The organism is Vibrio sp. 10N.222.52.B7 (genome assembly GCF_041474275.1).
Lineage (GTDB): Bacteria > Pseudomonadota > Gammaproteobacteria > Enterobacterales > Vibrionaceae > Vibrio > Vibrio crassostreae_C.
The window spans coordinates 58,409-81,810 of sequence record NZ_JBFRTU010000014.1 but is presented as its reverse complement, the minus strand read 5'-3'; the positions used below and the strand labels follow the sequence as shown (position 1 = coordinate 81,810).

General features: G+C 43.8%; 24 protein-coding genes. 14 read left to right on the top strand and 10 right to left on the bottom strand.

All coding sequences use genetic code 11. From position 1 onward, the window contains the following. The first annotated feature begins 98 nt into the window (after positions 1-98). The 5 genes from leuA (at position 99) to AB4512_RS05955 (ending at position 5,922) form a co-directional block, all read left to right on the top strand. On the top strand, positions 99-1,646 hold the full coding sequence (gene leuA, locus AB4512_RS05975) for a 2-isopropylmalate synthase (protein ID WP_017066940.1): 1,548 nt from the start codon (positions 99-101) through the stop codon (positions 1,644-1,646). A 98-nt stretch (positions 1,647-1,744) separates the two neighbouring features. Further along, positions 1,745-2,836, top strand: a complete 1,092-nt coding sequence (leuB, locus tag AB4512_RS05970; protein WP_017061390.1) for a 3-isopropylmalate dehydrogenase — start codon at positions 1,745-1,747, stop codon at positions 2,834-2,836. A 117-nt stretch (positions 2,837-2,953) separates the two neighbouring features. Further along, the gene (gene leuC, locus AB4512_RS05965; RefSeq protein ID WP_017062936.1) at positions 2,954-4,366 is read left to right on the top strand and encodes a 3-isopropylmalate dehydratase large subunit; all 1,413 of its coding nucleotides are present in this window, start codon (positions 2,954-2,956) and stop codon (positions 4,364-4,366) included. Positions 4,367-4,380: 14 nt separating this feature from the next. Then, positions 4,381-4,983: a 3-isopropylmalate dehydratase small subunit gene (leuD, locus tag AB4512_RS05960; RefSeq protein ID WP_017062937.1), complete on the top strand. Its 603-nt coding sequence runs from the start codon at positions 4,381-4,383 to the stop codon at positions 4,981-4,983. A gap of 156 nt (positions 4,984-5,139) precedes the next feature. Next, positions 5,140-5,922, top strand: coding sequence for a DUF547 domain-containing protein (locus AB4512_RS05955; protein WP_017061387.1), 783 nt, complete (start codon positions 5,140-5,142; stop codon positions 5,920-5,922). Positions 5,923-6,017: 95 nt separating this feature from the next. On the opposite strand, the gene AB4512_RS05950 is transcribed toward AB4512_RS05955, so the two are convergent. After that, positions 6,018-6,563 carry a DUF924 family protein gene (locus tag AB4512_RS05950; protein ID WP_017066942.1) on the bottom strand — a complete coding sequence of 182 codons (546 nt, stop codon included), beginning with the start codon at positions 6,561-6,563 and terminating at the stop codon, positions 6,018-6,020. Positions 6,564-6,620: 57 nt separating this feature from the next. Then, positions 6,621-7,475, bottom strand: coding sequence for a co-chaperone DjlA (gene djlA, locus AB4512_RS05945; RefSeq protein ID WP_017061385.1), 855 nt, complete (start codon positions 7,473-7,475; stop codon positions 6,621-6,623). A 149-nt stretch (positions 7,476-7,624) separates the two neighbouring features. Between djlA and lptD the strand changes: the two genes are divergently transcribed. From lptD to AB4512_RS05915, 6 genes are all read left to right on the top strand, one after another. Next, a complete protein-coding gene (gene lptD, locus AB4512_RS05940) occupies positions 7,625-9,958 on the top strand; it encodes an LPS assembly protein LptD (RefSeq protein ID WP_229647480.1) in 2,334 nt (777 codons plus the stop codon). 43 nt (positions 9,959-10,001) lie between these two features. Beyond that, positions 10,002-11,300 (top strand): peptidylprolyl isomerase SurA, encoded by a 1,299-nt coding sequence (surA, locus tag AB4512_RS05935; RefSeq protein ID WP_136979300.1) that lies wholly within the window; start codon positions 10,002-10,004, stop codon positions 11,298-11,300. Further along, complete coding sequence (gene pdxA, locus AB4512_RS05930; protein ID WP_372174615.1) at positions 11,287-12,279, top strand: 4-hydroxythreonine-4-phosphate dehydrogenase PdxA; 993 nt, start codon at positions 11,287-11,289, stop codon at positions 12,277-12,279. The genes surA and pdxA overlap by 14 nt, the downstream gene beginning before the upstream one ends. Next, entirely contained in the window at positions 12,276-13,091 is an 816-nt protein-coding gene (gene rsmA / locus AB4512_RS05925; protein ID WP_017062942.1) for a 16S rRNA (adenine(1518)-N(6)/adenine(1519)-N(6))-dimethyltransferase RsmA, read from the top strand. The genes pdxA and rsmA overlap by 4 nt, the downstream gene beginning before the upstream one ends. Before the next feature lie 88 nt (positions 13,092-13,179). Beyond that, a complete protein-coding gene (gene apaG / locus AB4512_RS05920; protein WP_004735899.1) occupies positions 13,180-13,560 on the top strand; it encodes a Co2+/Mg2+ efflux protein ApaG in 381 nt (126 codons plus the stop codon). 29 nt (positions 13,561-13,589) lie between these two features. After that, entirely contained in the window at positions 13,590-14,393 is an 804-nt protein-coding gene (locus AB4512_RS05915) for a symmetrical bis(5'-nucleosyl)-tetraphosphatase (RefSeq protein ID WP_372174614.1), read from the top strand. Between the two features lie 74 nt (positions 14,394-14,467). Here AB4512_RS05915 and folA read toward each other — a convergent pair whose 3' ends face one another. From folA to rplU, 6 genes are all read right to left on the bottom strand, one after another. After that, positions 14,468-14,947 (bottom strand): type 3 dihydrofolate reductase, encoded by a 480-nt coding sequence (gene folA, locus AB4512_RS05910; protein ID WP_017062944.1) that lies wholly within the window; start codon positions 14,945-14,947, stop codon positions 14,468-14,470. Between the two features lie 36 nt (positions 14,948-14,983). After that, on the bottom strand, positions 14,984-15,457 hold the full coding sequence (locus AB4512_RS05905) for a threonine/serine exporter family protein (protein ID WP_017062945.1): 474 nt from the start codon (positions 15,455-15,457) through the stop codon (positions 14,984-14,986). Further along, positions 15,457-16,224, bottom strand: coding sequence for a threonine/serine exporter ThrE family protein (locus tag AB4512_RS05900; protein ID WP_017061378.1), 768 nt, complete (start codon positions 16,222-16,224; stop codon positions 15,457-15,459). The genes AB4512_RS05905 and AB4512_RS05900 overlap by 1 nt, the downstream gene beginning before the upstream one ends. A gap of 164 nt (positions 16,225-16,388) precedes the next feature. Next, positions 16,389-17,561 carry an Obg family GTPase CgtA gene (gene cgtA / locus AB4512_RS05895; protein ID WP_017061377.1) on the bottom strand — a complete coding sequence of 391 codons (1,173 nt, stop codon included), beginning with the start codon at positions 17,559-17,561 and terminating at the stop codon, positions 16,389-16,391. A 323-nt stretch (positions 17,562-17,884) separates the two neighbouring features. After that, positions 17,885-18,142: a 50S ribosomal protein L27 gene (gene rpmA, locus AB4512_RS05890; RefSeq protein WP_004735905.1), complete on the bottom strand. Its 258-nt coding sequence runs from the start codon at positions 18,140-18,142 to the stop codon at positions 17,885-17,887. A gap of 19 nt (positions 18,143-18,161) precedes the next feature. After that, positions 18,162-18,473 (bottom strand): 50S ribosomal protein L21, encoded by a 312-nt coding sequence (gene rplU, locus AB4512_RS05885; RefSeq protein WP_004740823.1) that lies wholly within the window; start codon positions 18,471-18,473, stop codon positions 18,162-18,164. Between the two features lie 268 nt (positions 18,474-18,741). Here rplU and ispB point away from each other — a divergent pair, with 268 nt between their 5' ends. Beyond that, complete coding sequence (gene ispB, locus AB4512_RS05880; RefSeq protein ID WP_017061376.1) at positions 18,742-19,713, top strand: octaprenyl diphosphate synthase; 972 nt, start codon at positions 18,742-18,744, stop codon at positions 19,711-19,713. Between the two features lie 117 nt (positions 19,714-19,830). On the opposite strand, the gene AB4512_RS05875 is transcribed toward ispB, so the two are convergent. Both AB4512_RS05875 and mdh read right to left on the bottom strand, forming a co-directional pair. After that, complete coding sequence (locus AB4512_RS05875) at positions 19,831-20,022, bottom strand: hypothetical protein (RefSeq protein WP_017068805.1); 192 nt, start codon at positions 20,020-20,022, stop codon at positions 19,831-19,833. 124 nt (positions 20,023-20,146) lie between these two features. Beyond that, positions 20,147-21,082, bottom strand: coding sequence for a malate dehydrogenase (gene mdh / locus AB4512_RS05870; protein WP_009847834.1), 936 nt, complete (start codon positions 21,080-21,082; stop codon positions 20,147-20,149). Positions 21,083-21,414: 332 nt separating this feature from the next. Here mdh and argR point away from each other — a divergent pair, with 332 nt between their 5' ends. Together argR and AB4512_RS05860 are read left to right on the top strand one after the other, a co-directional pair. Further along, entirely contained in the window at positions 21,415-21,885 is a 471-nt protein-coding gene (gene argR, locus AB4512_RS05865) for a transcriptional regulator ArgR (RefSeq protein WP_004740827.1), read from the top strand. A gap of 341 nt (positions 21,886-22,226) precedes the next feature. Beyond that, positions 22,227-23,195 carry a TAXI family TRAP transporter solute-binding subunit gene (locus AB4512_RS05860; RefSeq protein ID WP_017061374.1) on the top strand — a complete coding sequence of 323 codons (969 nt, stop codon included), beginning with the start codon at positions 22,227-22,229 and terminating at the stop codon, positions 23,193-23,195. The last annotated feature ends 207 nt before the right edge of the window (positions 23,196-23,402 follow it).

Genomic DNA, 23,402 nt, shown 5'->3' with positions numbered 1-23,402 from the left:
CTGAGCGGGTTTTTTTGTAACTGGCACTTTTAAAAGAACATCATTCTTAATAATAATTTGGATAGCAATCGATTCATTATCGATATAAGGAAGCACCCATGAACGATCAAGTGATAATTTTTGACACTACCTTACGTGATGGCGAGCAAGCGTTGGCTGCAAGCTTAACGGTAAAAGAGAAATTACAGATCGCTTATGCACTTGAACGACTGGGTGTAGATGTTATTGAAGCGGGCTTTCCGGTGTCATCACCAGGCGACTTTGAGTCAGTACAAACCATCGCAAAAAATATTAAAGACAGCCGAATCTGTGCACTTTCTCGTGCTGTAGCGAAGGATATCGATGCCGCTGCAGAAGCGTTAAAAGTCGCTGAGCAGTTCCGTATTCACACCTTCATTTCTACATCAACGGTTCACGTGCAAGATAAATTACGCCGTAGCTACGACGATGTTGTCGATATGGCAGTAAAAGCGGTAAAGCATGCGCGCAACTACACAGACGATGTTGAGTTCTCTTGTGAAGATGCAGGTCGTACGCCTATCGATAACCTATGTCGTATGGTTGAAGCGGCAATCAACGCGGGCGCGAAAACCATCAACATTCCAGACACAGTGGGCTACACAGTACCTAACGAGTTTGGTGGCATTATCAAAACGCTATTTGATCGCGTTCCAAACATCGACCAAGCAATCATCTCTGTTCACTGTCACGATGACTTGGGTATGTCGGTTGCTAACTCAATTGCTGCGGTACAAGCCGGTGCTCGTCAAGTTGAAGGTACTATTAACGGTATCGGTGAGCGTGCGGGCAACTGTTCTTTAGAAGAAATCGCAATGATCATCAAAACTCGCCAAGAGTTACTAGGTGTTCATACTGGTTTGGATCATCAAGAGATTCACCGTACCAGTAAGTTGGTTAGCCAGCTTTGCCACATGCCAATTCAAGACAACAAAGCAATCGTCGGTGCTAACGCATTCAGCCACTCTTCAGGTATCCACCAAGACGGCATGCTTAAGAACAAGAACACTTACGAGATCATGACTCCTGAGTCTATTGGCTTGAAAAACAAAGCATTGAACCTAACCAGCCGCAGTGGTCGTGCAGCCGTTAAGAGCCACATGGACGCAATGGGCTACAAAGACAATGAGTACAACCTAGATTCATTGTACGAAGACTTTTTGAAACTGGCTGACCGTAAAGGCCAAGTATTCGATTACGACCTAGAAGCACTAATGCACTTCGCAAATCTACGTGACGAAGATGACTTCTATAAACTTAACTACCTAAGCGTACAATCTGGTAGTGTTATGTCTACCACCAGCATCAAGCTGCAATGTGGTGATGAAGAGAAATGCGAAGCGGCTGTCGGTAACGGCCCGGTTGATGCTTTATACCAATGTATCTACCGCTTAACGGGTTACGAAATTGCATTGGATAAATTCGACCTTACCGCGAAAGGTGAAGGCGAAGATGGCTTAGGCCAAGCTGATATTATTGCGAACTACAAAGGCCGCAAGTACCACGGTACAGGCGTTTCAACGGATATCGTTGAGGCCTCTGGTCAGGCGCTACTGCACGTTATTAATAGCATTCAACGCGCAGACACCATTGCTGAAATGAAACAACAAAGAATCGCAACAGTTTAAACACCCAATAACAGAGCCCTAGAGCCGATGTTATTGGCTTTAGGGACAAAATTTAAAACGAGCTAAATAGCTCAGTAACAAAGAATTAAAGGATTAACATGACTGATAAATCATACAAAATTGCCGTACTACCTGGTGATGGCATTGGCCCAGAAGTAATGCAACAAGCGCATAAAGTGCTAGACGCGATCGAAAAGAAGCACGCGATTAGCTTTTCTCGCGAAGAGTATGATGTTGGTGGTATTGCAATTGATAACCACGGCTGTCCACTTCCAGAAGCAACAGTCACTGGCTGTGAAGAATCTGACGCAGTACTTTTTGGCTCGGTTGGCGGTCCTAAATGGGAACACCTTCCACCGAACGACCAACCAGAGCGTGGTGCCCTACTTCCTCTACGTAAACACTTCCAACTGTTCTGTAACCTACGTCCAGCTCAAATCCATAAAGGTCTAGAGTCTTTCTCTCCTTTACGTGCTGACATCTCAGGTAACGGTTTCGACATCGTGGTAGTCCGTGAGCTAACAGGCGGTATCTACTTCGGCCAACCTAAAGGCCGTGAAGGCGAAGGCGCAACGGAAAAAGCTTTTGATACCGAGGTTTACCACCGCTACGAAATCGAACGTATTGCAAAGATTGCTTTTGAATCTGCACGCCTACGTAACAAAAATGTTTACTCAATCGATAAAGCGAACGTTCTACAGAGCTCTATCCTATGGCGTGAAGTCGTTGAAGAGATCGCAAAAGATTACCCAGATGTAACGCTAAACCACATGTACATCGACAACGCGACCATGCAGCTAATCAAAGACCCATCTCAGTTTGACGTAATGCTATGTTCAAACATCTTTGGTGACATCATCTCTGATGAGTGCGCAATGATCACTGGCTCTATGGGTATGCTTCCTTCTGCAAGTTTAAATGAAAGCAACTTCGGCCTATACGAACCAGCAGGTGGCAGCGCACCAGATATCGCAGGTAAGAACATCGCAAACCCAGTCGCGCAAATCCTTTCTGCAGCCCTAATGCTTCGTTACAGCCTAGGCGAAGAAGCGGCAGCACAAGACATCGAAGCAGCGGTTTCTAAAGCACTTTCTGCAGGCGAGCTAACGGCAGACCTTGCTGGCAAAAACCAAGCGCTGACTACCTCTGAAATGGGTGACAAGATCGCTGAGTACATCTTAGCTTCATAAGCTAAAGGCTCCGATTAGAAGCAAGTACATAAGAATAATATCAAGCCAAGTCAGCGTAAACCGCATGACTTGGCTCGAAACAAACACTGGGACTGATGCTCCCAAGGAAGAAAAGCTATGTCGACAAACCAGCACGCAAAAACCTTATACGAAAAAGTTTATGACGCTCACGTTGCGGTTGCAGCGAAGGGCGAAACACCAATTCTTTATATCGATCGTCACTTAGTTCACGAAGTAACGTCACCTCAAGCATTTGATGGCTTGCGTGAGAAAGGCCGCAAAGTTCGCCAAGTTGGCAAGACTTTCGCGACCATGGATCACAACGTATCGACACAAACTAAAGACATCAACGCTTCTGGTGAGATGGCTCGTATCCAAATGGAAACGCTATCGAAGAACTGTGAAGAGTTTGGTGTCACGCTTTACGATCTAAACCACAAATACCAAGGTATTGTGCACGTAATGGGTCCTGAGCTAGGTATTACGCTACCGGGCATGACCATCGTATGTGGTGACTCGCACACGGCTACACACGGTGCATTTGGTTCACTAGCATTTGGTATCGGTACTTCAGAAGTGGAACACGTTCTAGCTACGCAAACGCTAAAACAAGCTCGCGCTAAAACCATGAAGATCGAAGTAAAAGGCAAGGTTACTCCTGGCATCACTGCAAAAGACATCGTGCTAGCGATCATCGGTAAAACAACGGCTGCTGGCGGTACTGGCTACGTAGTTGAATTCTGTGGTGAGGCAATTACCGACCTTACGATGGAAGGTCGTATGACAGTATGTAACATGGCAATCGAGCTTGGCGCTAAAGCAGGCTTAATCGCTCCAGATGCAACGACATACGAGTACATCAAAGGTCGTAAGTTCTCTCCAGAAGGCGAAGACCTAGAAGCAGCAATCGAATACTGGGATACGTTAAAAACCGATGCTGATGCAGAATTCGATGCAGTTGTTACATTAGAAGCGGCAGACATCAAACCACAAGTCACTTGGGGTACCAACCCAGGTCAGGTTATCTCAGTAGACACACCAATCCCTGCACCAGAAAGCTTCGCAGACCCTGTAGAAAAAGCATCAGCTGAAAAAGCGCTGGCTTACATGGGTCTTGAAGCCGGTAAATCTCTATCTGATTACAACGTAGATAAAGTGTTCGTGGGTTCTTGTACTAACTCTCGTATCGAAGACATGCGTGCAGCAGCAGCAGTAGCGAAAGGTCGCCAAGTTGCAAAACATGTGCAAGCGCTTATCGTTCCGGGTTCAGAGCAAGTTAAAGCACAAGCTGAGGCTGAAGGCCTAGATAAGATCTTCATCGAAGCAGGCTTTGAATGGCGTTTACCGGGTTGCTCTATGTGTCTTGCGATGAACAACGACCGTCTAGGTCCACAAGAGCGCTGTGCTTCTACATCAAACCGTAACTTTGAAGGTCGCCAAGGCCGTGATGGTCGTACGCACCTAGTTAGCCCAGCAATGGCAGCCGCAGCGGCTATCGCTGGTCACTTTGTCGATATTCGTGAACTTTAATTAGAGGATTTAACATGTCAGGTTTTCAACAACACACCGGATTAGTCGTTCCTCTAGATACGGCCAACATCGATACTGATGCGATCATTCCAAAGCAGTTTCTACAGAAAGTAAACCGCATCGGTTTTGGTAAGCACTTGTTCCACGATTGGCGCTTCCTAGACGATGCAGGCCAACAGCCAAACCCTGATTTTGTAATGAACGAAGCTCGCTACCAAGGCGCTTCAATTCTTTTAGCTCGTGAAAACTTCGGTTGTGGTTCATCTCGTGAACACGCACCGTGGGCGCTTGCCGATTACGGTATCCAAGTAATGATCGCACCAAGCTTTGCCGACATTTTCTACGGTAACTCGATCAACAACCAAATGGTGCCAGTTCGATTGACTGAGCAAGAAGTGGATGAGCTATTCCAATTCGTTGAAGCGAATGAAGGTGCAGAAATTACGGTTGATCTAGAAGCAATGAAAGTCAGCGCGAACGGCAAAGAGTACTCGTTTGAAATTGATGAGTTCCGTCGTCACTGCTTACTGAATGGTTTAGATAATATCGGCCTTACACTTCAACATGCCGATAAGATCTCAGAGTTTGAAGCTAAGATTCCTAGCTTCCTAAAATAATGAGACGTTTCTGAATAAATCTAAAGGTTGGCCAAGTGCCAACCTTTTTTATTTGGCTAAGCTTTTAACTTAACTTCATATGTTTATTTAAATGAAGAGCAATGAAAGAAAATGGTAAGCCTTAAGGTCTTAGTAGTCAGTCATCAGGAGAATGCCATGAAACAACTACTTTTTATTGTCAGCCTACTTTTCTCAACCTTAGCTTGGTCTGCGCCTAAATCCGATCTTTGGCCATACTGGAAGCAAAGCGACGAAACCAACCTAGAACAGGTATCTCATCAAGATTGGCAGCAATTCCTCGATAGCTACTTGGTTAAACAGGGGCAAAATACGTTAGTTAGCTATAAAGCGGTGAACACTGCCGATAAGACCAAACTTAAGCAATACATCAAGCAACTCGAACAGGTGAATCCGCTCAACTATTCAAAAGCGGAGCAGTATGCCTACTGGGTTAATCTATATAACGCCGTGACTGTCGATTTGATTCTTGATGCCTACCCGATCAAATCCATAACTAAACTTGGCGGACTATTTAGTTTCGGTCCGTGGGGAGATGATGTGGTAGTCGTTAATGGGAAATCACTGACACTCAATGACATTGAACACCGAATCCTAAGACCAATTTGGCAAGATCCTCGCACGCATTATGCAGTGAACTGTGCCAGCCTAGGTTGCCCTAACTTACAACCTGACGCTTTTACCTCTAAAAATACTGAAGCCTTGCTAGAGCAAGCTGCAACTGAGTTTGTAAGCAGTGACAAAGGCGTGATGGTTACAAACAATAAGCTTCAACTATCATCGATTTACGAATGGTTTGCTGTGGATTTTGGTACGAAGAAACAGCTTATTCAGCACTTAGAACAATATCGAATTGAAGCAGTAACCAATACTCAAAACATCAGTTATGAATACGATTGGTCGCTCAACCAAGCAAACTAGCTCTAAGGCTAAAGTTGATCACTAAAGTAAAAAAGAGGCGAGAGGTTTTTATTAACCTCTAGCCTCTTCTCAATTCTTTGACCGTATTTCTACAATTAAAAGCTTGAGCTCGGTTGCTGCAAGAACTCAATCTCTTCGGGAGTCGAAGCTCGCCCTAACACCTCATTACGGTGCGGATAGCGACCAAATCGCTCAATGATAACCTTGTGCTTAAACTCAAAGTCCAGATTATGCTCTAATCCCGTTTGAGAAAAGAGTTCCACGGCTTGTTCATGGACTAACAAAGATTCACTGTGCATATAAGGCATATACAGGAAGCTTTTCTGTTGCTCGTTAAGCTGGTGATCAAAACCACCCGCTACCGCCTCTTGGGCTAGAGCCAACGCCATCGGATCAGCAGAAAATGCTGTCGGACTTTTTCTACCAATATTTCGAGAAAACTGATCAAGTACGATAATCTCAGCCAATCGTCCTTGCGCAGTTTGGCGCCACTCAAATAGCTCGCCTTGAATGGCTGCTTTATGCAATTCAGAAAATCGAGACTCTATCAAAGTGTCAATCTCGGCGCCGCCAGTAAACCAATCTTTAGGCGTCAACTCATCGAACCAAAACTCTAGAACATCCTGATACGTTACCGTCATATAATTCCCTTTAATAAAAAACCGAGTAACTTTGTTATTACTCGGTTTAGTGTTCAATTACTTAAAACCTTTTACTTTCTTTATCAGGTCATAAGCATTCTGAATTTCTTGCGATTTCTCTTTCGCAACATTCATCATCTCAGGCGGTAAGCCCTTCGCCATCAGTTTATCTGGGTGATGTTCATTCATCAGCTTGCGGTAGGCTTTCTTCACCTCTTTACCGTCAGCACTTTCACTCACACCAAGAACCTTATATGCGTCGCCAAGTTGGTTCTGTTGCGAAGCCTGTTGCCAACCTGATGATTGCCCATGACCCTGATGGCCACCAAAGCTTCCACCTTGCTGTTGGAAACGGAACGCAGCTTCTTGCATCTGCAAGCGGCGTTCTAGTTGTGCTGCCGAAAACCCAAGCCCTTGCGCTATTTTATGCAGAACTTGACGTTCACTCGGGTGCAAACTTCCATCCGCAAATGCGGCAGATACCTGAAGCTCTAGAAAGAACTGCAGAAGATCAAAACGACCACCCGATGAGATTTTAACTCGCTCAAGTACGTCGTTCAGAGGGAAGTCGCTCTCTTTGCCGTCACGGAATGCATCTTGCGCTGCTTTACGCTGTTCGCCATGCAGGTTCATACGCTCCATCATGGTAGAAGCGAGTTGAATCTCTTCTGGCGTTACCTGCCCTTTCGCTTTAGCAACGTGCCCCATAACCGCAAAAGCGGATTTAAAAAACTCGTTCTGTCTTTCTGCTTGGCTTGGACCTCGACCAAAACCAGAGCTATTGAAGCCTGATTGGTTCAATCCGCGAGCTTTATCGAATTGGTGTCCTAAAAACAGACCAAAAACTAAACCGAGTGGCCCTCCAAATAAAAAGCCAAAAAACGCGCCCAAAATTTTGCCAAATATTTGCATTATGTGTTCTCTATCTATGAATTTTATCTGAGTAATGCTGTCTGATGATGCTGAATGCTATTATTTCCTTTATCATAAGGAAAATGCTTTATTAATTGGATTGATACTAGATCAACCCTTCATCTAGTGACACAGGATAGTTCAACTTCATGCAATCTTTTTCCCGCTCCTTGTTAGCCGCGTCTATAAGTACGGCGTTATACGTGTCGACAACTCAAGCTGAAACAATCACCGATAGTAGTGTGCAGGAAATGCCCTCTATAGATCAATGCTTGATCGAGCCCGCTGCAGAAAACGAGACACAGCTACCCGCTCACGTTGAGTCAGATCGCCTAGAAGCTATCAATGGTGACAAAGCAATATATTCAGGTGACGTAGTCGTTACGCAAGGGAACAAGACCATCCTTGCCGATAACGTAACCCTGCACCAACAAGAAAATATCGTTGTAGCTGAAGGCAACGTAAACTTTAGTGATGGTCAAATCAAATCTATCTCAGACAGAGCGACCAATAATCTGACTACAGATGAAATGACGCTTGAGAACACCGATTACGAATTCCTTTGCGAGCCCGGTCGCGGAGATGCTGTTTATATAGCAAAAACAGGTAAAGCGGTTTATGAGATTGAAGATGGCTCCATTACCTCTTGCCCTATCGGCGATAATGCTTGGCGTCTAAGAGCATCGAGCATCAGTGTCGACCAAGACGAAGAACAAGCCACTTTTTATAATCCACGTTTTGAAATCCAAAGTGTTCCCGTCTTTTACTTACCTTACTTAACAGTACCGGTGGGTGATACACGTAAAACCGGTTTCTTGTACCCAACAGTTTCGTATGGTTCAAGCGATGGTTTTGAAGCTGAAATTCCTGTTTATTGGAACTTAGCACCAGACTACGATTTGGAAACTACCTTCAAGTACATGCAAGAGCGTGGCACTCAACTCAACAGTAAATTCAGATATTTAAGCGATTTTGGTTCCGGTAGTATCGAGTCTGAATATTTACCAGACGATCAAAAGTACACTGATCTAGGCGATCGTTGGGGTTTCCAACTAGAACATTCAGGAATATTCCAACAATCTTGGTTATTCGAAATTGATTACTCTAAAGTCAGTGATATTGACTACTTTTCGGACATGAGCTCAAATATCGGTAACCGTGAAGATGGACAACTGCTTCAAGAAGGGCAAGCAACATACCGTTCTCAAAATTGGGATGCGTCTGTACTTGTTCGAGACTTCCAAGTTCTTACCACCAGCAATAACTTGCCTTATCGTCTAATGCCACAACTCGAGTACAATTACTATGCTCCAGAGGTAATGGATTACCTAGATTTTGACTTAATCAGTCATATATCAATGTTCGATACCGACGCATCAGGCAAACCATCAGCCACTCGTGTTCACGTTGAACCTGGTATTACAATCCCAGTAGGTAACACTTGGGGTACTTGGACAACAGAAGCTCGACTACTTGGTACTTACTATCAACAAGACCTTGACGGCGTTGATACAGGTGCGGGTTCTGATTATGAAGGCTTAGAAGAATCGGTAAGCCGAGTTATTCCAGAGTTTAGAAGCCACGCAGGTATCGTTCTTGAACGTGATACAAAAATTGTGGGCAATTACACTCAAACACTCGAACCTCAAGTTCAGTATCTTTACGTACCAGAAGAAGATCAAAGTGACATTGGTCTTTACGATACGACACTACTGCAGACCGATTACTATGGTCTATTTAGAAGCCGTAAATATAGCGGTGTTGATCGTATCGCATCTGCGAATCAAATTAGTTATGGTGCATCATCTCGTTTCTTCGATGATGAGTATAAAGAGCGTTTGAATATTTCTTTTGGTCAGATTTTTTATATCGATAAAGATACAAAACAGACTTTAGACAACGACGACTCTGATAACAAAACTAATTATTCGTCTTGGGCTATAGAAATGGACTTCAACTATGATGACTACCTGTTCTACCATGGTGGCGTGCAATACGATATTGACTCATCTTCGATGCAATTAGCGAATAGTACACTTGAATACCGCTTTGCTGGTGGTTACATACAAACCAACTATCGCTATGTTACAGAAGAATACATAAATGAAACTGTAGATTTTGACGTATCATCCATAACAAGAGATGGTATTTCGCAAGCGGGTTTACTTGGTTCCTACCAAATTTCACCGAAATGGAGCACCAGTGCTCAATATTTCTATGACTTAACCACACAAGAAGATCTAGAGTGGTTAGCTCGTTTAAACTATAGATCGGATTGTTGGTACATCGGCTTTACGTATAGTAACCAGCTGACAAATAACATTAGTGATCCAAATGTCACGCCTGAATATGAAAATAACTTTGGTGTGAATTTCGGTATTATCGGCTTTGGTACTAACTTAGGCTCTGATTCAGGCGCTGTTGGGGATAGCAGTTCTGATAACTCATTGAGCTACGGTCGCCCATTCTTCTTAAACAACTAATTTTCTTTACTGATAAGAAATCAGTAAATTTAAAGGATTACACATGACATTGTGGAAACGCACATTAATTGCTATCGCAGCGACTTGTACTTTATCAACAAGCTTTGCAGCGCCAGTCGAGCTAGACAGCGTAAAAGTTATCGTTAACGAAGGCGTTATCTTACAAAGCGACATCGATGCCTCGATGAAGACACTGCGTGCCAACGCAAAAAAAAGCGGTCAAACACTGCCATCGCAAGATGTGCTCAATGAGCAAGTACTAGAAAAACTGATCATCGATACTATTCAAACTCAAGAAGCAGAACGTATCGGTGTTCGTATTGATGATGCTCGACTTGATCAAGCAATTGAAGGTATCGCTAAAGACAACAACCAAACGGTAGAACAACTTACCGCATCGGTTGCTGAAGAAGGCCTTAGCTACAATGCATTTCGAGAGCAAGTAAGAAAAGAGATTGCAGCAAGTGAAGCTCGTAACGCCTTAGTTCGTCGCCGTATCAATATTCTTCCTGCGGAAGTTGATAACCTAGCAGATATCTTAGCGCAAGAGACTAACGCGACCGTTCAATATAAAATTGGCCACATTCAACTGCGCTTTAATGATGACCAAACCAAAGAAGAGTTAGAAGCTCAAGCTACTGAACTGGTTGAAGAACTGAACTCAGGCAAAGATTTCAGCACCATGGCATATACTTACTCTAAGGGTCCTAAAGCGCTGCAAGGTGGTGATTGGGGTTGGATGCGTAAAGAAGAGATGCCAACCATTTTTGCTGACCAGATCAAAATGCAAAATAAAGGCAGCATCATCGGTCCTTTCCGTAGCGGTGTAGGTTTCCACATTCTAAAAATTGAAGATGTGAAAGGCTTAGAAACCGTAGCAGTAACGGAAGTGAATGCTCGTCATATCTTGATTAAGCCAACCGTAATCTTGAGTGACGATGGCGCGAAAGAACAACTTGAAAAGATCACGCGCCGCGTAAACGCAGGTGAAGCGAGCTTTGGCGACCTTGCACAGCAATACAGCCAAGATCCAGGTTCTGCAGTACAAGATGGTGAGCTAGGCTACCAAACACCAGATTTGTATGTACCAGAATTCAAACACCAAGTAGAAACGCTACCAGAAGGCAAAATCAGTGCGCCATTCAAAACCGTACACGGTTGGCACATTGTTGAAGTACTAGACCGTCGCGAAGTCGACCGTACCGATTCAGCTTTGAAAAACAAAGCTTACCAAATTCTATTTAACCGTAAATTCAACGAAGAAGCTGGTGCTTGGCTACAAGAAGTAAGAGCAAGTGCCTTTGTTGAGATGGTTGAGGACGACCAAGATGACAACAACTAAACGTATTGTCATAACCGCAGGTGAACCAGCAGGGATAGGCCCAGATTTAACTTTGGCTCTATCTCAAGAAAGTTGGCCTCATCAACTCGTGGTTTGTGCTGATAAAACACTGCTATCCGAGCGAGCTAAAATTCTTGGTATCGAAGTCGATCTTCTGGACTACGATGCAAATGCAGCTAAGCAACCGCAACGCGCTGGCACACTGGTAGTGAAACACGTTCCACTTGCTGAAACGGCAGTTGCAGGTCAACTCAATGAGGCTAATGGTCATTACGTATTAAATACTTTAGAAACCGCAGCAATTGGCTGTATGAATGATGAATTTGATGCTATTGTCACCGGCCCCGTTCACAAGGGTGTAATTAACCGAGCTGGCGTTGCTTTTAGCGGCCATACCGAGTTCTTTGCAGAGAAGTCCAATACACCACTGGTGGTGATGATGTTGGCAACTGAAGGGCTGCGTGTTGCGCTAGTAACAACGCACATCCCACTAGCTTATGTATCTCAAGCTGTGACCGAAGACAGATTAGAGCAAATTATTGCTATTCTAAATAAAGACTTGGTTGAAAAATTTGCTATTGAGAAACCAACTATCTATGTGTGTGGCTTGAATCCACATGCTGGTGAAGATGGTTGTTTAGGGCGTGAAGAGATTGAAACTATCACCCCGACGCTAGAAAAAATTCACCAAAAAGATGGCATCAATTTAGTTGGCCCATTGCCAGCAGACACCATCTTTAATGAAAAATATTTGCAAGATGCAGATGCTGTTTTAGGTATGTATCACGACCAAGTACTCCCGGTATTGAAATACAAAGGGTTTGGTCGCTCAGTGAACATCACGCTTGGCTTACCGTTTATTCGCACATCAGTCGACCACGGTACCGCCTTAGACTTGGCAGGGAAAGGCCAAGCCGATACAGGGAGCTTTAGAACAGCGCTCACGCACGCCATTGAATTAGTAGAGAAAAAGCAATGAGAAATGATGTCCACTTAGGGCACAAAGCGCGTAAACGTTTTGGTCAAAACTTCCTTAACGATCCATACATTATTGATGGCATCGTATCGAGTATTAACCCACTACCAGGTCAAAACTTGGTAGAGATCGGTCCTGGTCTAGGCGCAATTACTGAGCCTGTGGGTAAGCTTGTCGATAAATTTACTGTTATCGAATTGGATAGAGACCTTGCAGAACGTCTTCGTAACCATCCAGATCTTGCGGACAAGCTAACGATCCGTGAAGGCGATGCGATGAAGTTCGATTTCCAAGAACTGGTTAAGCCAAACAATAAGCTACGCATCTTTGGTAACTTGCCATATAACATCTCTACACCATTGATGTTCCACCTTTTTGAATTCCATAAAGACGTGCAAGACATGCACTTTATGCTTCAAAAAGAAGTGGTTAACCGTCTAGCTGCTGGCCCTGGCAGTAAAGCTTACGGTCGTCTTACTGTAATGGCTCAATACTACTGTAAAGTAACGCCTGTGTTAGAAGTTCCACCAACGGCCTTCGTTCCGCCACCGAAAGTAGACTCAGCAGTCGTGCGCCTACAGCCATACGAAGTGCTGCCTTATCCGGCAAAAGATCTGAAATGGCTAGATCGCGTATGTCGTGAAGGCTTTAACCAACGTCGTAAAACAGTTCGTAACTGCTACAAGAGCTTAATCGATAAGGAAGTGCTTGAAGAGCTAGGTATCAACCCAAGCATGCGTCCTGAGAACTTAACGCTCGAGCAGTTTGTCGACATGGCAAACTGGTTGTACGACAGTCATAACGCTGACAAATAAATAAAAAAGGCTCCTACACTTCGGTTAGGAGCCTTTTTTATGTAATACTTTAATTACATTAAGTATATCAACAACAAAAGGTGCGAATATGGATATATCTACGCCTTGTATCAAATGCCAGGTTCACTCTAAGTACATAGAAGAACAATCTGAGCCAACGAAGAATCGTTATGTCTTCGCCTACATTATTACCATCAAAAATCTAAGTAAAACAACGGTGCAACTTATGTCTCGCCGCTGGTTAATTACCGACTCTAACGGCAAGCAGCTCACCATTGAGGGTGATGGTGTAGTTGGCCAACAACCCGTGATTGAAGCCAACGACGAGTACACCTACACAAGTGGTACGGTCATCGAAACCCCTGTTGGCGTTATGCAAGGTCACTATGTGATGACCGATAACAAGGGCATTGATTTTATTACCGAAGTTGACCCATTCAGACTCGCAATCCCTAATATTCTTAATTAGCCGTACATCCGTATCTACAGGAAACTATTGTGTCGAATTACATTGTCGGAGACATCCAAGGGTGCTTCGACGAACTTCAAGGACTACTTGAAAAAATTAACTTTGATAAACACCAAGATACTTTATGGGTCGCCGGAGACTTAGTTGCTCGAGGCCCTAAATCATTGGAGACGTTACGCTTTATTCGTAACCTTGGTGACGCAGCTAAGGTTGTATTAGGCAACCACGACTTACATCTTCTGGCGGTGTCCTTAGGACTATTTCCAGCGAAACCAAAAGATAAGACTCAAGCGATTCTTGATGCTGAAGATCGTGAACTGCTACTCGAATGGTTAAGACAACAGCCTTTGCTTCAAGAACACCCAGAGTTCGTGATGTGCCATGCGGGTATCTCACCGCAGTGGAATCTAGAAAGAGCACGTGTTGAAAATCGAGAGATCGTATCCTTGCTGAAGTCCGATAAATGGCAATGGCTAATCAAAAACATGTACAGTAACACGCCTGATTTATGGCATCAGGGTTTACATGATATTGAGCGCTATCGTTATGCAATCAATAGCCTGACAAGAATGCGTTTCTGTTTTGAAGATGGCCGTCTCGACATGGCATGTAAGCTACCACCGAATGAAATTACCGATGAACCATTAGTGCCGTGGTTTGACCTTCCGCAACGCGTAAAGCTCGATAAAACCGTTGTTTTTGGACACTGGGCTGCGCTTGAAGGCTATAACGGAAAAGACGTAATTGGACTTGATACTGGATGCGTCTGGGGAGGTGAATTGACAATTCTTCGCTGGGAAGATAAACAGTTTTTCACTCAGAAAGCGCTATAAAGATACGAGAAACTTGCGCTACCTTGGTAGGGTAACGCAAGCATTTTTCAGAGACTAGCTATTGATAACCACAGTTAACGCTCGAGAATCACAAACTCCATGTTGTGTTTGTTTTTCTCGTCAGCTTGATAGCTCTCGTTAAAGCTCTGCTTCCAACCTTCACCCCAGTCAGGAAATTGTGTATCTCCATCGACGGCGAAATCGATGTAAGTCAGATACAACTTGTCCGCTTTAGGTAAGCAGCTCTCATAAATAGAGCCGCCACCAATGATCATCACCTCTTCAACATCACTGAGTAGCTCTAGAGCCTGTTCAATAGAAGTTACCGTCGTTACACCTTCAATCTTTAAACTCTCATCACGGCTGATTACGACATTCAACCGACCCGGCAAAGGGCGTCCAATAGAATCGTAGGTCTTACGTCCCATCACGACTGGTTTACCCATAGTCGAGCGTTTAAACCATGCAAAATCCGCAGGTAAATGCCAAGGCATCTGATTGTCTTTACCAATTATACGGTTGTTTGCCATTGCCGCTATCATGCTGATGATCATAAATCGAAAGTCCTGTCCCTAAAAAGAAAATTAACGCTAAACGATAGGTCTACGGCGATAGAATAACAGCCCTGGCACAGCTAAGCCAACCGCCAACCCTGCGATAATGAACATCGATTTTAAAAAGTTCTCCATCAACATTGCCAACAACTCAGGCGTGTAGCCTGCCCTGTTAATCTCCACCATCGCAATCATCGCCTTGAAGGCGAACACACCTGGCACCATAGGAATTAGAGCTGCAACCGTAAACACCTTCGGATGTGCTAACAGTTTATGTGACCAATGAACCCCTATCATACCAACCACGGTTGCGGCGAAGAACGTCGCCCATTCGATTGGAATACCAAAGTGCATCATCAGATACCGGCTACCATGACCGATAGAACCACCGAGTGCACAATAAATTAAAGCACGTTGCGGAACGTTAAACACCAATGCAAACCCAACCGCAGGAATAGCGGCGAAAAACATATCGTTGAGCAGACCTAAAAACAGTTCGAAAATACTCATTAGCTTGCCCACCCCCAAACATCTGATAGACTCATCGCCGCGACAATGCCCAAGCTCGTCGCCAGAGTTAATAAGCTGGCCATGGTAAAGCGCGCTAACCCCATATTAATATGGCCTTTAAGCATATCAGCGACGGAGTTAATCAGAGGAAAACCAGGTACTAACATTAATACAGATGAAGCCATCACGATCGTGGGTTGGCCGCCAATATTGTAAAGTACGGCTTGAGCTGAAATGGTCGTGGTAACGAATGCTGTGATAGCAAAGTTTAATAGCGGATTGAAATGGCGGTGCCCAATCTCTTGCCTGACGATCATACCGCAAGCTGAAGCAATAAAAGTCATCATGAAGACTTGCCAGTCTCCGCCCGCAAGGTGGCTAAAAGAGGCGCACGACAACCCTATCATCACAACCACTAACCAACGGTTGTAGCGCTCGGGGCTGATGTTTTGAATCTTTTTATACGCCAAATCATAATCGAGAATTCCCTTCTCCATCATGATGCAAATGCGTTGAATGTCGGTGATAACCTGCATGTTAATGCCACGATCAGCACAACTTCGAGTAGTGGTAATACAGTGATCATCCATTACGGTAGTTACAACAAGCGCATTGGCTGACAGTGCGACTTCAACCTCATTCACCCCACAAGCAATACCGATGCGACGCATGATATCGCCGACCAGTGTGCTCTCTGCCCCGTGCGCCAATAACATTTGTCCTGATTGAGCGACGAGTCTTGAGATCGCTCTTTGCTTTGATGCCATGATTTCCTTCCCATAGGCGTTAATTATCTAAAGATAAATTTTGCATAAAAAACAGTAAGACGTCATGATTTAGATACAAAAAAACCGCAATTTTCATTGCGGTTTAATAAAACTATCAGTGTACTCGTAAGAAGCGACCGATGCGTTATGAGAAACTAAGAGGATTAGTCACGAACATAGATAACATGGCCGTCATCCTCTTCGTCATCCCAATCGTCCCAATCGTCGTCATCTTCAGTAACGACATTCTTACCGCTCATCGCATCTTTATGGTAGTCATCCCACATAAAGTCTACTTTTTCTTCTTCTTCAACTTCTACAACTTCACGAGGTAGGTTTTCCATAAACTCACCTAGTTTGAAGCAAAGATCTTTGGTGCCGATTTTATTCACAGCAGAGATCTTGAAGTACTCGCCTTCCCAGCCCAAAGCATCGATGATTTCTTGAATCTTTTCGTCTGCTTCGTCTTCTGGCATTAGGTCAACTTTATTGAACACTAACCAGCGAGGTTTTTGTGAAACTTTTTCACTGTATTGCTCAAGCTCATCGATGATCGTTAGTGCATTCTGAATAGGATCAGATTGATCGATCGGCATAATGTCGATCATATGCAGAAGAACACGACAACGCTCAAGGTGCTTAAGGAATCGGATACCAAGGCCAGCGCCATCAGCTGCGCCTTCGATTAGTCCTGGGATATCGGCAACAACGAAGCTCTTTTCAGGGACAACACTTACCACACCCAAGCTTGGGATCAAAGTAGTGAACGGGTAATCAGCCACTTTTGGTTTCGCAGCAGATACTGAACGAATAAAAGTAGATTTACCTGCGTTTGGTAGGCCAAGCATACCAACGTCAGCTAATAGAAGAAGCTCTAAACGCAGTTCACGAACTTCGCCTTTAGTACCCATTGTCTTTTGACGAGGAGCGCGGTTAACAGACGATTTAAAACGCGTGTTACCAAGACCGTGCCAACCACCTTTACCAACCATTACTTTCTTGCCGTGTTCAGCAACTTCAGCAACGATTTCGTTGGTGTGGATATCAACTGCACGCGTACCAACTGGTACTTTCAGCGTAATGTCTTTACCACGTTTACCAGTACAGTTACCGCCGCGACCATTCTCGCCACGCTCTGCATTGTAAAAACGTTGGAAACGGTAATCGATCAGTGTGTTTAAGTTCTCATCCGCTTGGATGTAAACATCACCGCCGTCACCACCGTCGCCGCCATCAGGACCACCTTTAGCGACGAATTTTTCGCGCCAAAAGCTAACTGTACCATTACCGCCATCACCGGCTTCTATTTTTACTACCGCTTCATCAACGAATTTCATTTTTTAACTCCGCACTTACGTTGCGTTACCACTCATCAAGGAGTGATATAAATTCTAGCAGATCCGTGTTTAGATCGATCACCTAAGATCTAGGCCGACCTGCAACCAAGGAACAAATAAGGAGAGGTTCTTTGCTTCTTATTTCTTAAAAACAAACGGCTTCTTAAAAACTAATCTGTTTATCAAAAAATAAAACGGCTTCTCAAAACCAAAACAAGAGCGTCTGCTTTTTTATTCTTGCTATAAATAAAAAACCCTGCCGAATCGGCAGGGCTTTTGAATTCAGCTTGAAAGCTAATAAAATAATCTAGTTAAAGATTAAATTACTCAGCTTCGATGCTTACAAACTTACGGTTTTTAGGACCTTTAACAGCAAATTTCACTTTACCTTCAGTAAGAGCGAAAAGAGTGTGGTCTTTACCGATGCCAACGTTTGTGCCAGCGTGGAACTTAGTACCACGTTGACGAACGATGATGTTACCTGCAAGAACAGATTCACCACCAAAACGCTTAACACCAAGACGTTTGCTTTCTGAATCGCGGCCGTTATTAGTAGAACCGCCAGCTTTTTTATGTGCCATTGTTAAACTCTCCTAATACTTAAGCGTTAATGCCAGTGATTTTCACTTCAGTGAACCACTGACGGTGACCAGCTTGCTTACGCGAGTGCTTACGACGACGGAACTTAACGATTTTTACTTTATCGCCACGACCGTGTTGTACTACTTCTGCAGTAACCTTGCCACCTTCAACAAGAGGTGCACCAACAGCGATTTCTTCGCCGTTAGCAACAAGAAGAACTTTATCAAATTCAACAGTTGCACCAGTTTCAACGTCTAATTTCTCTAAACGAAGTGTTTGACCTTCGCTTACTCGGTGTTGTTTGCCACCAGATTGGAAAACAGCGTACATATTTTACTCCGCTTTTTCCGCACAGCCTATGGTTGTCAATTGTACAACTCGGGTGTGCGCTAAACTAATCAATAGGGCGCAGATTCTACGGGAATCATGGCGCTATGACAAGCCATATTTTTAAAAAATTGGCGAAAACCTGTTCGCCAAAGAAAAGTGTGGCAATCATGCCCTTTAGCGATGTATTAATCAACGTTTTTTAGTGTATTATTCAACAATTGAATACAACGTATAAGCCTTACAGGGTCTAACTTCAGCCGGATGAACAATGGATTTTAAAGCTATCCAAACGCTTACTGCCAATGATATGGCAAAAGTGAATGAAACAATTCAAGCCCAACTTAATTCTGACGTAAGTTTAATCAACCAGCTTGGTTTTTATATCGTTAGCGGTGGTGGAAAGCGCCTACGCCCTTTGCTTGCTCTTTTATCTGCCCGCGCACTTGGTTACCAAGGTGAAGCTCATATCACCTCTGCAGCCTTTATCGAGTTTATTCACACCGCAACCCTGCTTCATGACGACGTTGTCGACGAATCGGACATGAGACGTGGTAAAGCGACGGCCAATGCCGCTTTTGGTAATGCCGCTAGCGTTTTGGTGGGTGACTTTATCTACACACGCTCATTCCAAATGATGACAACGCTAGGATCCTTAAAGATCCTTGAGTTAATGAGTGAAGCGGTAAACGTGATTGCCGAGGGTGAAGTTCAACAATTAATGAACTGCAATAACCCAGACACCACAGAAGAAAGCTACATGCAGGTGATCTACTCTAAGACTGCTCGTTTGTTCGAAGCTGCGACCCAAATCGGCGCGATTCTTACTGAGTCATCACCAGAGATCGAAACAGCAATGCAGAACTATGGTAAATACCTAGGCACCGCATTCCAACTGATTGACGATGTGATGGATTACACTGCAGATGGTAAAGAGATGGGTAAAAACGTTGGTGACGATCTTGCCGAAGGCAAACCAACGCTTCCTCTACTTTACGCAATGCATAATGGCTCTCCTGAACAAGCAAGCATGATTCGTGAAGCGATTGAGAAAGCGAACGGCATGGAACGTCTTGACGACATTATGGCTGTAATGAAAGAGACAGGCTCTTTAGAGTACACAACAAATAAAGCCTACGAAGAGGCCGATAAAGCCATCGCTGAGCTTTCTGTACTTCCTGACTCTGAATATAAGCAAGCGCTAACCACGCTCGCACACTTAGCTGTTAAACGCAGTAAGTAAGCAGGTTAATAGACAACTCGCTTCTAGCTTCTAGCTTCTAGCTTCTATATAAATAACAAAAAGAGCCTCAGGGCTCTTTTTTTTGGTTTTCAACAAATATTTGTAGGTGAGCCAAATTCAATATCGACTGGCTTCTAATGATAACGGCAGTTGTGCTTCAATCTCTTCAAGCTCTTCCATTGGCACCGCGTACTGCTCTTGCCCGTTGTAAGTCTCTACTAGCGCGTACTGCTCTTGCTCATCAATTACCAATACTTTTCCTAAGTGCCCCAAATATTCGACATTCATACCCTTCTGAACAGTAGCCATAACATTTACCTTCACATTAATTGTAAAGCTAAATACGAGTAGCTTGAACTTCAGGATCAAAAAAGCCGATCATAATGACCGGCCCTTATTAATTAGCTTAAGTCTGAGTTAAATAGCGTTTCGCTTATTTAGCGAATTCAACACCAATCTCGATGTCACCATTTAGCGTTTCAAGCATGCTATCTAAAGCGTTACGTTCGAAGTCACTTAGCTCACCGTAGCTAAGGATCGCTTCAGCGCCCTCTTTGCCTAGTTTAACTGGCTGTGCGAAGAATGGAGCGTGCTCGCCTTCACCTTCAACGTATGCACATTCAATCACGTTTTCTTCACCTTGAAGTGCTTTAACTAGTGCAAGACCGAAACGACAAGCCGCTTGACCCATAGACAGTGTCGCACTGCCGCCGCCAGCTTTAGCTTCTACTACTTCAGTACCTGCATTTTGGATGCGAGTCGTTAGCGCTGCAATTTCTTCATCAGTGAACTCTACGCCTTCAACTTGAGAAAGTAGAGGAAGAATCGTTACGCCTGAGTGACCACCGATAACAGGAACACGGATGTCGCCTGGATCTTTGTCTTTTAGTTCAGCAACGAACGTTTCAGAACGAATCACATCAAGAGTCGTAATACCGAATAGACGACGCTTGTCGTAAACGCCCGCTTTCTTCAGTACTTCAGCCGCGATTGGCACTGTTGTGTTTACTGGGTTAGTAATGATACCAACACAAGCAGTCGGACAAGTAACTGCGATTTTCTCTGCAAGAGACTTAACAATGCCAGCGTTCACATTGAAAAGATCCGCACGATCCATACCAGGCTTACGAGCAACACCCGCTGAAATAAGTACAACATCCGCACCTTCTAGTGCTGGTGTTGGATCTTCACCCGCGTAACCTTTGATCGAAACAGGCGTTGGGATATGGCTAAGATCGGCAGCAACACCCGGTGTTACCGGAGCGATGTCGTAAAGTGCAAGATCTGAACCAGCAGGTAGGCGGTTCTTAAGTAGTAGGGCTAGGGCTTGACCGATGCCACCAGCGGCACCAATAACAGCTACTTTCATTGTTATTCTCCTTGAGAGCTTTCTCTTATAGATTCTTTGTAGGGTAATTCTTGAGCTAAATCTAAGTTAAAAAACTATATTAATCACAAAGTGATTACAATCAATTAACGCTAGCTTTGCGACTTCGCGCAAGTCAATAAAACCGTGCTACACAGCAAGTTCGCATTATGGCGATAATCGACTGAAATAACAAAATAAGTCGTCGCAAATAACACATTATTCTATTAAATATTTACAGTGATATGACTAACAAATTACAGGGATGTTTTGGCTAAAATTGAATATGTATGCGAGAATATGCAAACATCTTTGTTAATGAATAAGAATGACATATGCGCAATACAGAAAAGCAAGACAACTTAGTTCGTGCATTTAAAGCCTTACTAAAAGAAGAACGTTTTGGCTCACAAGGCGAAATTGTGGATGCCCTAAAACACGAAGGTTTTGAAAGCATCAACCAGTCTAAAGTCTCGCGTATGTTAACCAAGTTTGGTGCCGTTCGAACTCGTAACGCAAAAATGGAGATGGTTTACTGTCTTCCTGCTGAGCTAGGTGTTCCGACCGTTTCTAGCTCTTTACGAGAATTAGTACTAGATATTGACCACAACAATGCATTGGTGGTGATACACACAGGTCCTGGTGCGGCGCAGCTGATTGCTCGTTTATTAGACTCACTAGGTAAGTCGGAAGGTATACTGGGCGTAGTCGCAGGTGATGATACTATCTTCATTACCCCAACGTTATCGGTTACCACTAAGCAACTGTTTGATTCAGTGTGTGAACTGTTTGAATACGCAGGATAATTGATCGCTGTTTCATAACTATCAGCCTTATTAATGGATCACGAGTATCTATTTGCTTCGTGATCCAAATCACATCCTAGAATATCCATACCTCCCTTCCAAAATCACACTAAACCATTGATTTTAAAAACTCAGTAGCAAATCAAACACGAGATCAAGACATCATTTGTTAGATTTTTTAGCTATATCTTTTAACATTCGAGTAATTTTCTGCCAATTTTTGATATTATTCAGCCACTTTTTCATCACATGGATTGAAAAAGGTGCCGTTTCCAAATAGGAAACTCCTGAAGCAACTACACTTGTTTCAGGGTTAATAATGAATAAAGGAAGGGAAATTCATGGCATTTACCAAACTTATTAAAGTTGGTGCTATTGCAGCTGCTGTAATGGGCGCTGGCGCTGTTAACGCTCAAGAGTTCATCACGATTGGTACTGGTTCAGTTACGGGTGTTTACTACCCAACTGGTGGTGCGATTTGTAAGCTAGTGAACAAGGGCCGCAAAGACCACAACATTCGTTGTTCTGTAGAGTCTACTGGTGGTTCAATCTACAACGTTAACACCATCCGTGCTGGTGAACTAGATTTCGGTGTTGTTCAATCGGACTGGCAATACCACGGCTACAACGGTACAAGTAAGTTCAAAGATCAGGGCGAATACAAGAAACTTCGCGCGATGTTCTCTCTACATACAGAACCGTTCAACATCATCGCTCGTACTGATGCTGGCATCAACAATGTGTCTGACCTAGCAGGTAAGCGTGTAAACATTGGTAACCCAGGTTCTGGTGACCGTGCAACGATGGGTGTTGTAATGGACGCTATGGGCTGGACTAACGACAGCTTCAAGCTTGCTTCTGAACTTAAAGGTTCTGAGCGTTCACAAGCACTTTGTGATAACAAGATTGATGCATTCATCTACATGGTTGGTCACCCGAACGGATCAATCAAAGAAGCAACAACGTCTTGTGATGCAAAACTGGTTTCAGCAACAGGTCCACAGATCGACAAGATCGTAGCTGAAAACCCATACTACGCTTACAGCACAGTTCCTGCTGGTATGTACCGTGGTACTGACGCTGACGTAAACAGCTTCGGTGTTGCAGCTACTATGGTAACAACTTCAGACGTTTCTGAAGAAGTTGCATACAACGTTGCTAAGGCAGTATTTGAAAACTTTGACACTTTCAAACGCCTACACCCAGCATTTGCTAACCTGAAAAAAGAAGACATGGTTAAAGCGGGTATCTCTATCCCTCTTCACCCAGGCGCAGCAAAATACTACAAAGAAGTGGGCCTTCTAAAGTAACTCTACTTTAAGCCTACTACACCAATAAGGAGGCTAGCCCTCCTTATTGGCTTTTCACGTTTTATAAAAATAATTTAAGTGAAAAGAACAGCCCTTTAAGTTTCTCCAATTTGGAGGACTTACCTTCGTATCAAGCCTAAGACAAAGACGAACAAAAAACGCATTTCCCTATCCATTCACTACACTAGATAGGAAATAAATAACGTT

What these genes read in the sequence shown, in the direction of transcription:
- leuA (WP_017066940.1), top strand. Translation starts at nt 99, where the DNA reads ATGAACGATCAAGTGATAATTTTTGACACTACCTTACGTGATGGCGAG.
- leuB (WP_017061390.1), top strand. Translation starts at nt 1,745, where the DNA reads ATGACTGATAAATCATACAAAATTGCCGTACTACCTGGTGATGGCATT.
- leuC (WP_017062936.1), top strand. Translation starts at nt 2,954, where the DNA reads ATGTCGACAAACCAGCACGCAAAAACCTTATACGAAAAAGTTTATGAC.
- leuD (WP_017062937.1), top strand. Translation starts at nt 4,381, where the DNA reads ATGTCAGGTTTTCAACAACACACCGGATTAGTCGTTCCTCTAGATACG.
- AB4512_RS05955 (WP_017061387.1), top strand. Translation starts at nt 5,140, where the DNA reads ATGAAACAACTACTTTTTATTGTCAGCCTACTTTTCTCAACCTTAGCT.
- AB4512_RS05950 (WP_017066942.1), bottom strand. Translation starts at nt 6,563, where the DNA reads ATGACGGTAACGTATCAGGATGTTCTAGAGTTTTGGTTCGATGAGTTG.
- djlA (WP_017061385.1), bottom strand. Translation starts at nt 7,475, where the DNA reads ATGCAAATATTTGGCAAAATTTTGGGCGCGTTTTTTGGCTTTTTATTT.
- lptD (WP_229647480.1), top strand. Translation starts at nt 7,625, where the DNA reads ATGCAATCTTTTTCCCGCTCCTTGTTAGCCGCGTCTATAAGTACGGCG.
- surA (WP_136979300.1), top strand. Translation starts at nt 10,002, where the DNA reads ATGACATTGTGGAAACGCACATTAATTGCTATCGCAGCGACTTGTACT.
- pdxA (WP_372174615.1), top strand. Translation starts at nt 11,287, where the DNA reads ATGACAACAACTAAACGTATTGTCATAACCGCAGGTGAACCAGCAGGG.
- rsmA (WP_017062942.1), top strand. Translation starts at nt 12,276, where the DNA reads ATGAGAAATGATGTCCACTTAGGGCACAAAGCGCGTAAACGTTTTGGT.
- apaG (WP_004735899.1), top strand. Translation starts at nt 13,180, where the DNA reads ATGGATATATCTACGCCTTGTATCAAATGCCAGGTTCACTCTAAGTAC.
- folA (WP_017062944.1), bottom strand. Translation starts at nt 14,947, where the DNA reads ATGATCATCAGCATGATAGCGGCAATGGCAAACAACCGTATAATTGGT.
- AB4512_RS05905 (WP_017062945.1), bottom strand. Translation starts at nt 15,457, where the DNA reads ATGAGTATTTTCGAACTGTTTTTAGGTCTGCTCAACGATATGTTTTTC.
- AB4512_RS05900 (WP_017061378.1), bottom strand. Translation starts at nt 16,224, where the DNA reads ATGGCATCAAAGCAAAGAGCGATCTCAAGACTCGTCGCTCAATCAGGA.
- cgtA (WP_017061377.1), bottom strand. Translation starts at nt 17,561, where the DNA reads ATGAAATTCGTTGATGAAGCGGTAGTAAAAATAGAAGCCGGTGATGGC.
- rpmA (WP_004735905.1), bottom strand. Translation starts at nt 18,142, where the DNA reads ATGGCACATAAAAAAGCTGGCGGTTCTACTAATAACGGCCGCGATTCA.
- rplU (WP_004740823.1), bottom strand. Translation starts at nt 18,473, where the DNA reads ATGTACGCTGTTTTCCAATCTGGTGGCAAACAACACCGAGTAAGCGAA.
- ispB (WP_017061376.1), top strand. Translation starts at nt 18,742, where the DNA reads ATGGATTTTAAAGCTATCCAAACGCTTACTGCCAATGATATGGCAAAA.
- AB4512_RS05875 (WP_017068805.1), bottom strand. Translation starts at nt 20,022, where the DNA reads ATGGCTACTGTTCAGAAGGGTATGAATGTCGAATATTTGGGGCACTTA.
- mdh (WP_009847834.1), bottom strand. Translation starts at nt 21,082, where the DNA reads ATGAAAGTAGCTGTTATTGGTGCCGCTGGTGGCATCGGTCAAGCCCTA.
- argR (WP_004740827.1), top strand. Translation starts at nt 21,415, where the DNA reads ATGCGCAATACAGAAAAGCAAGACAACTTAGTTCGTGCATTTAAAGCC.
- AB4512_RS05860 (WP_017061374.1), top strand. Translation starts at nt 22,227, where the DNA reads ATGGCATTTACCAAACTTATTAAAGTTGGTGCTATTGCAGCTGCTGTA.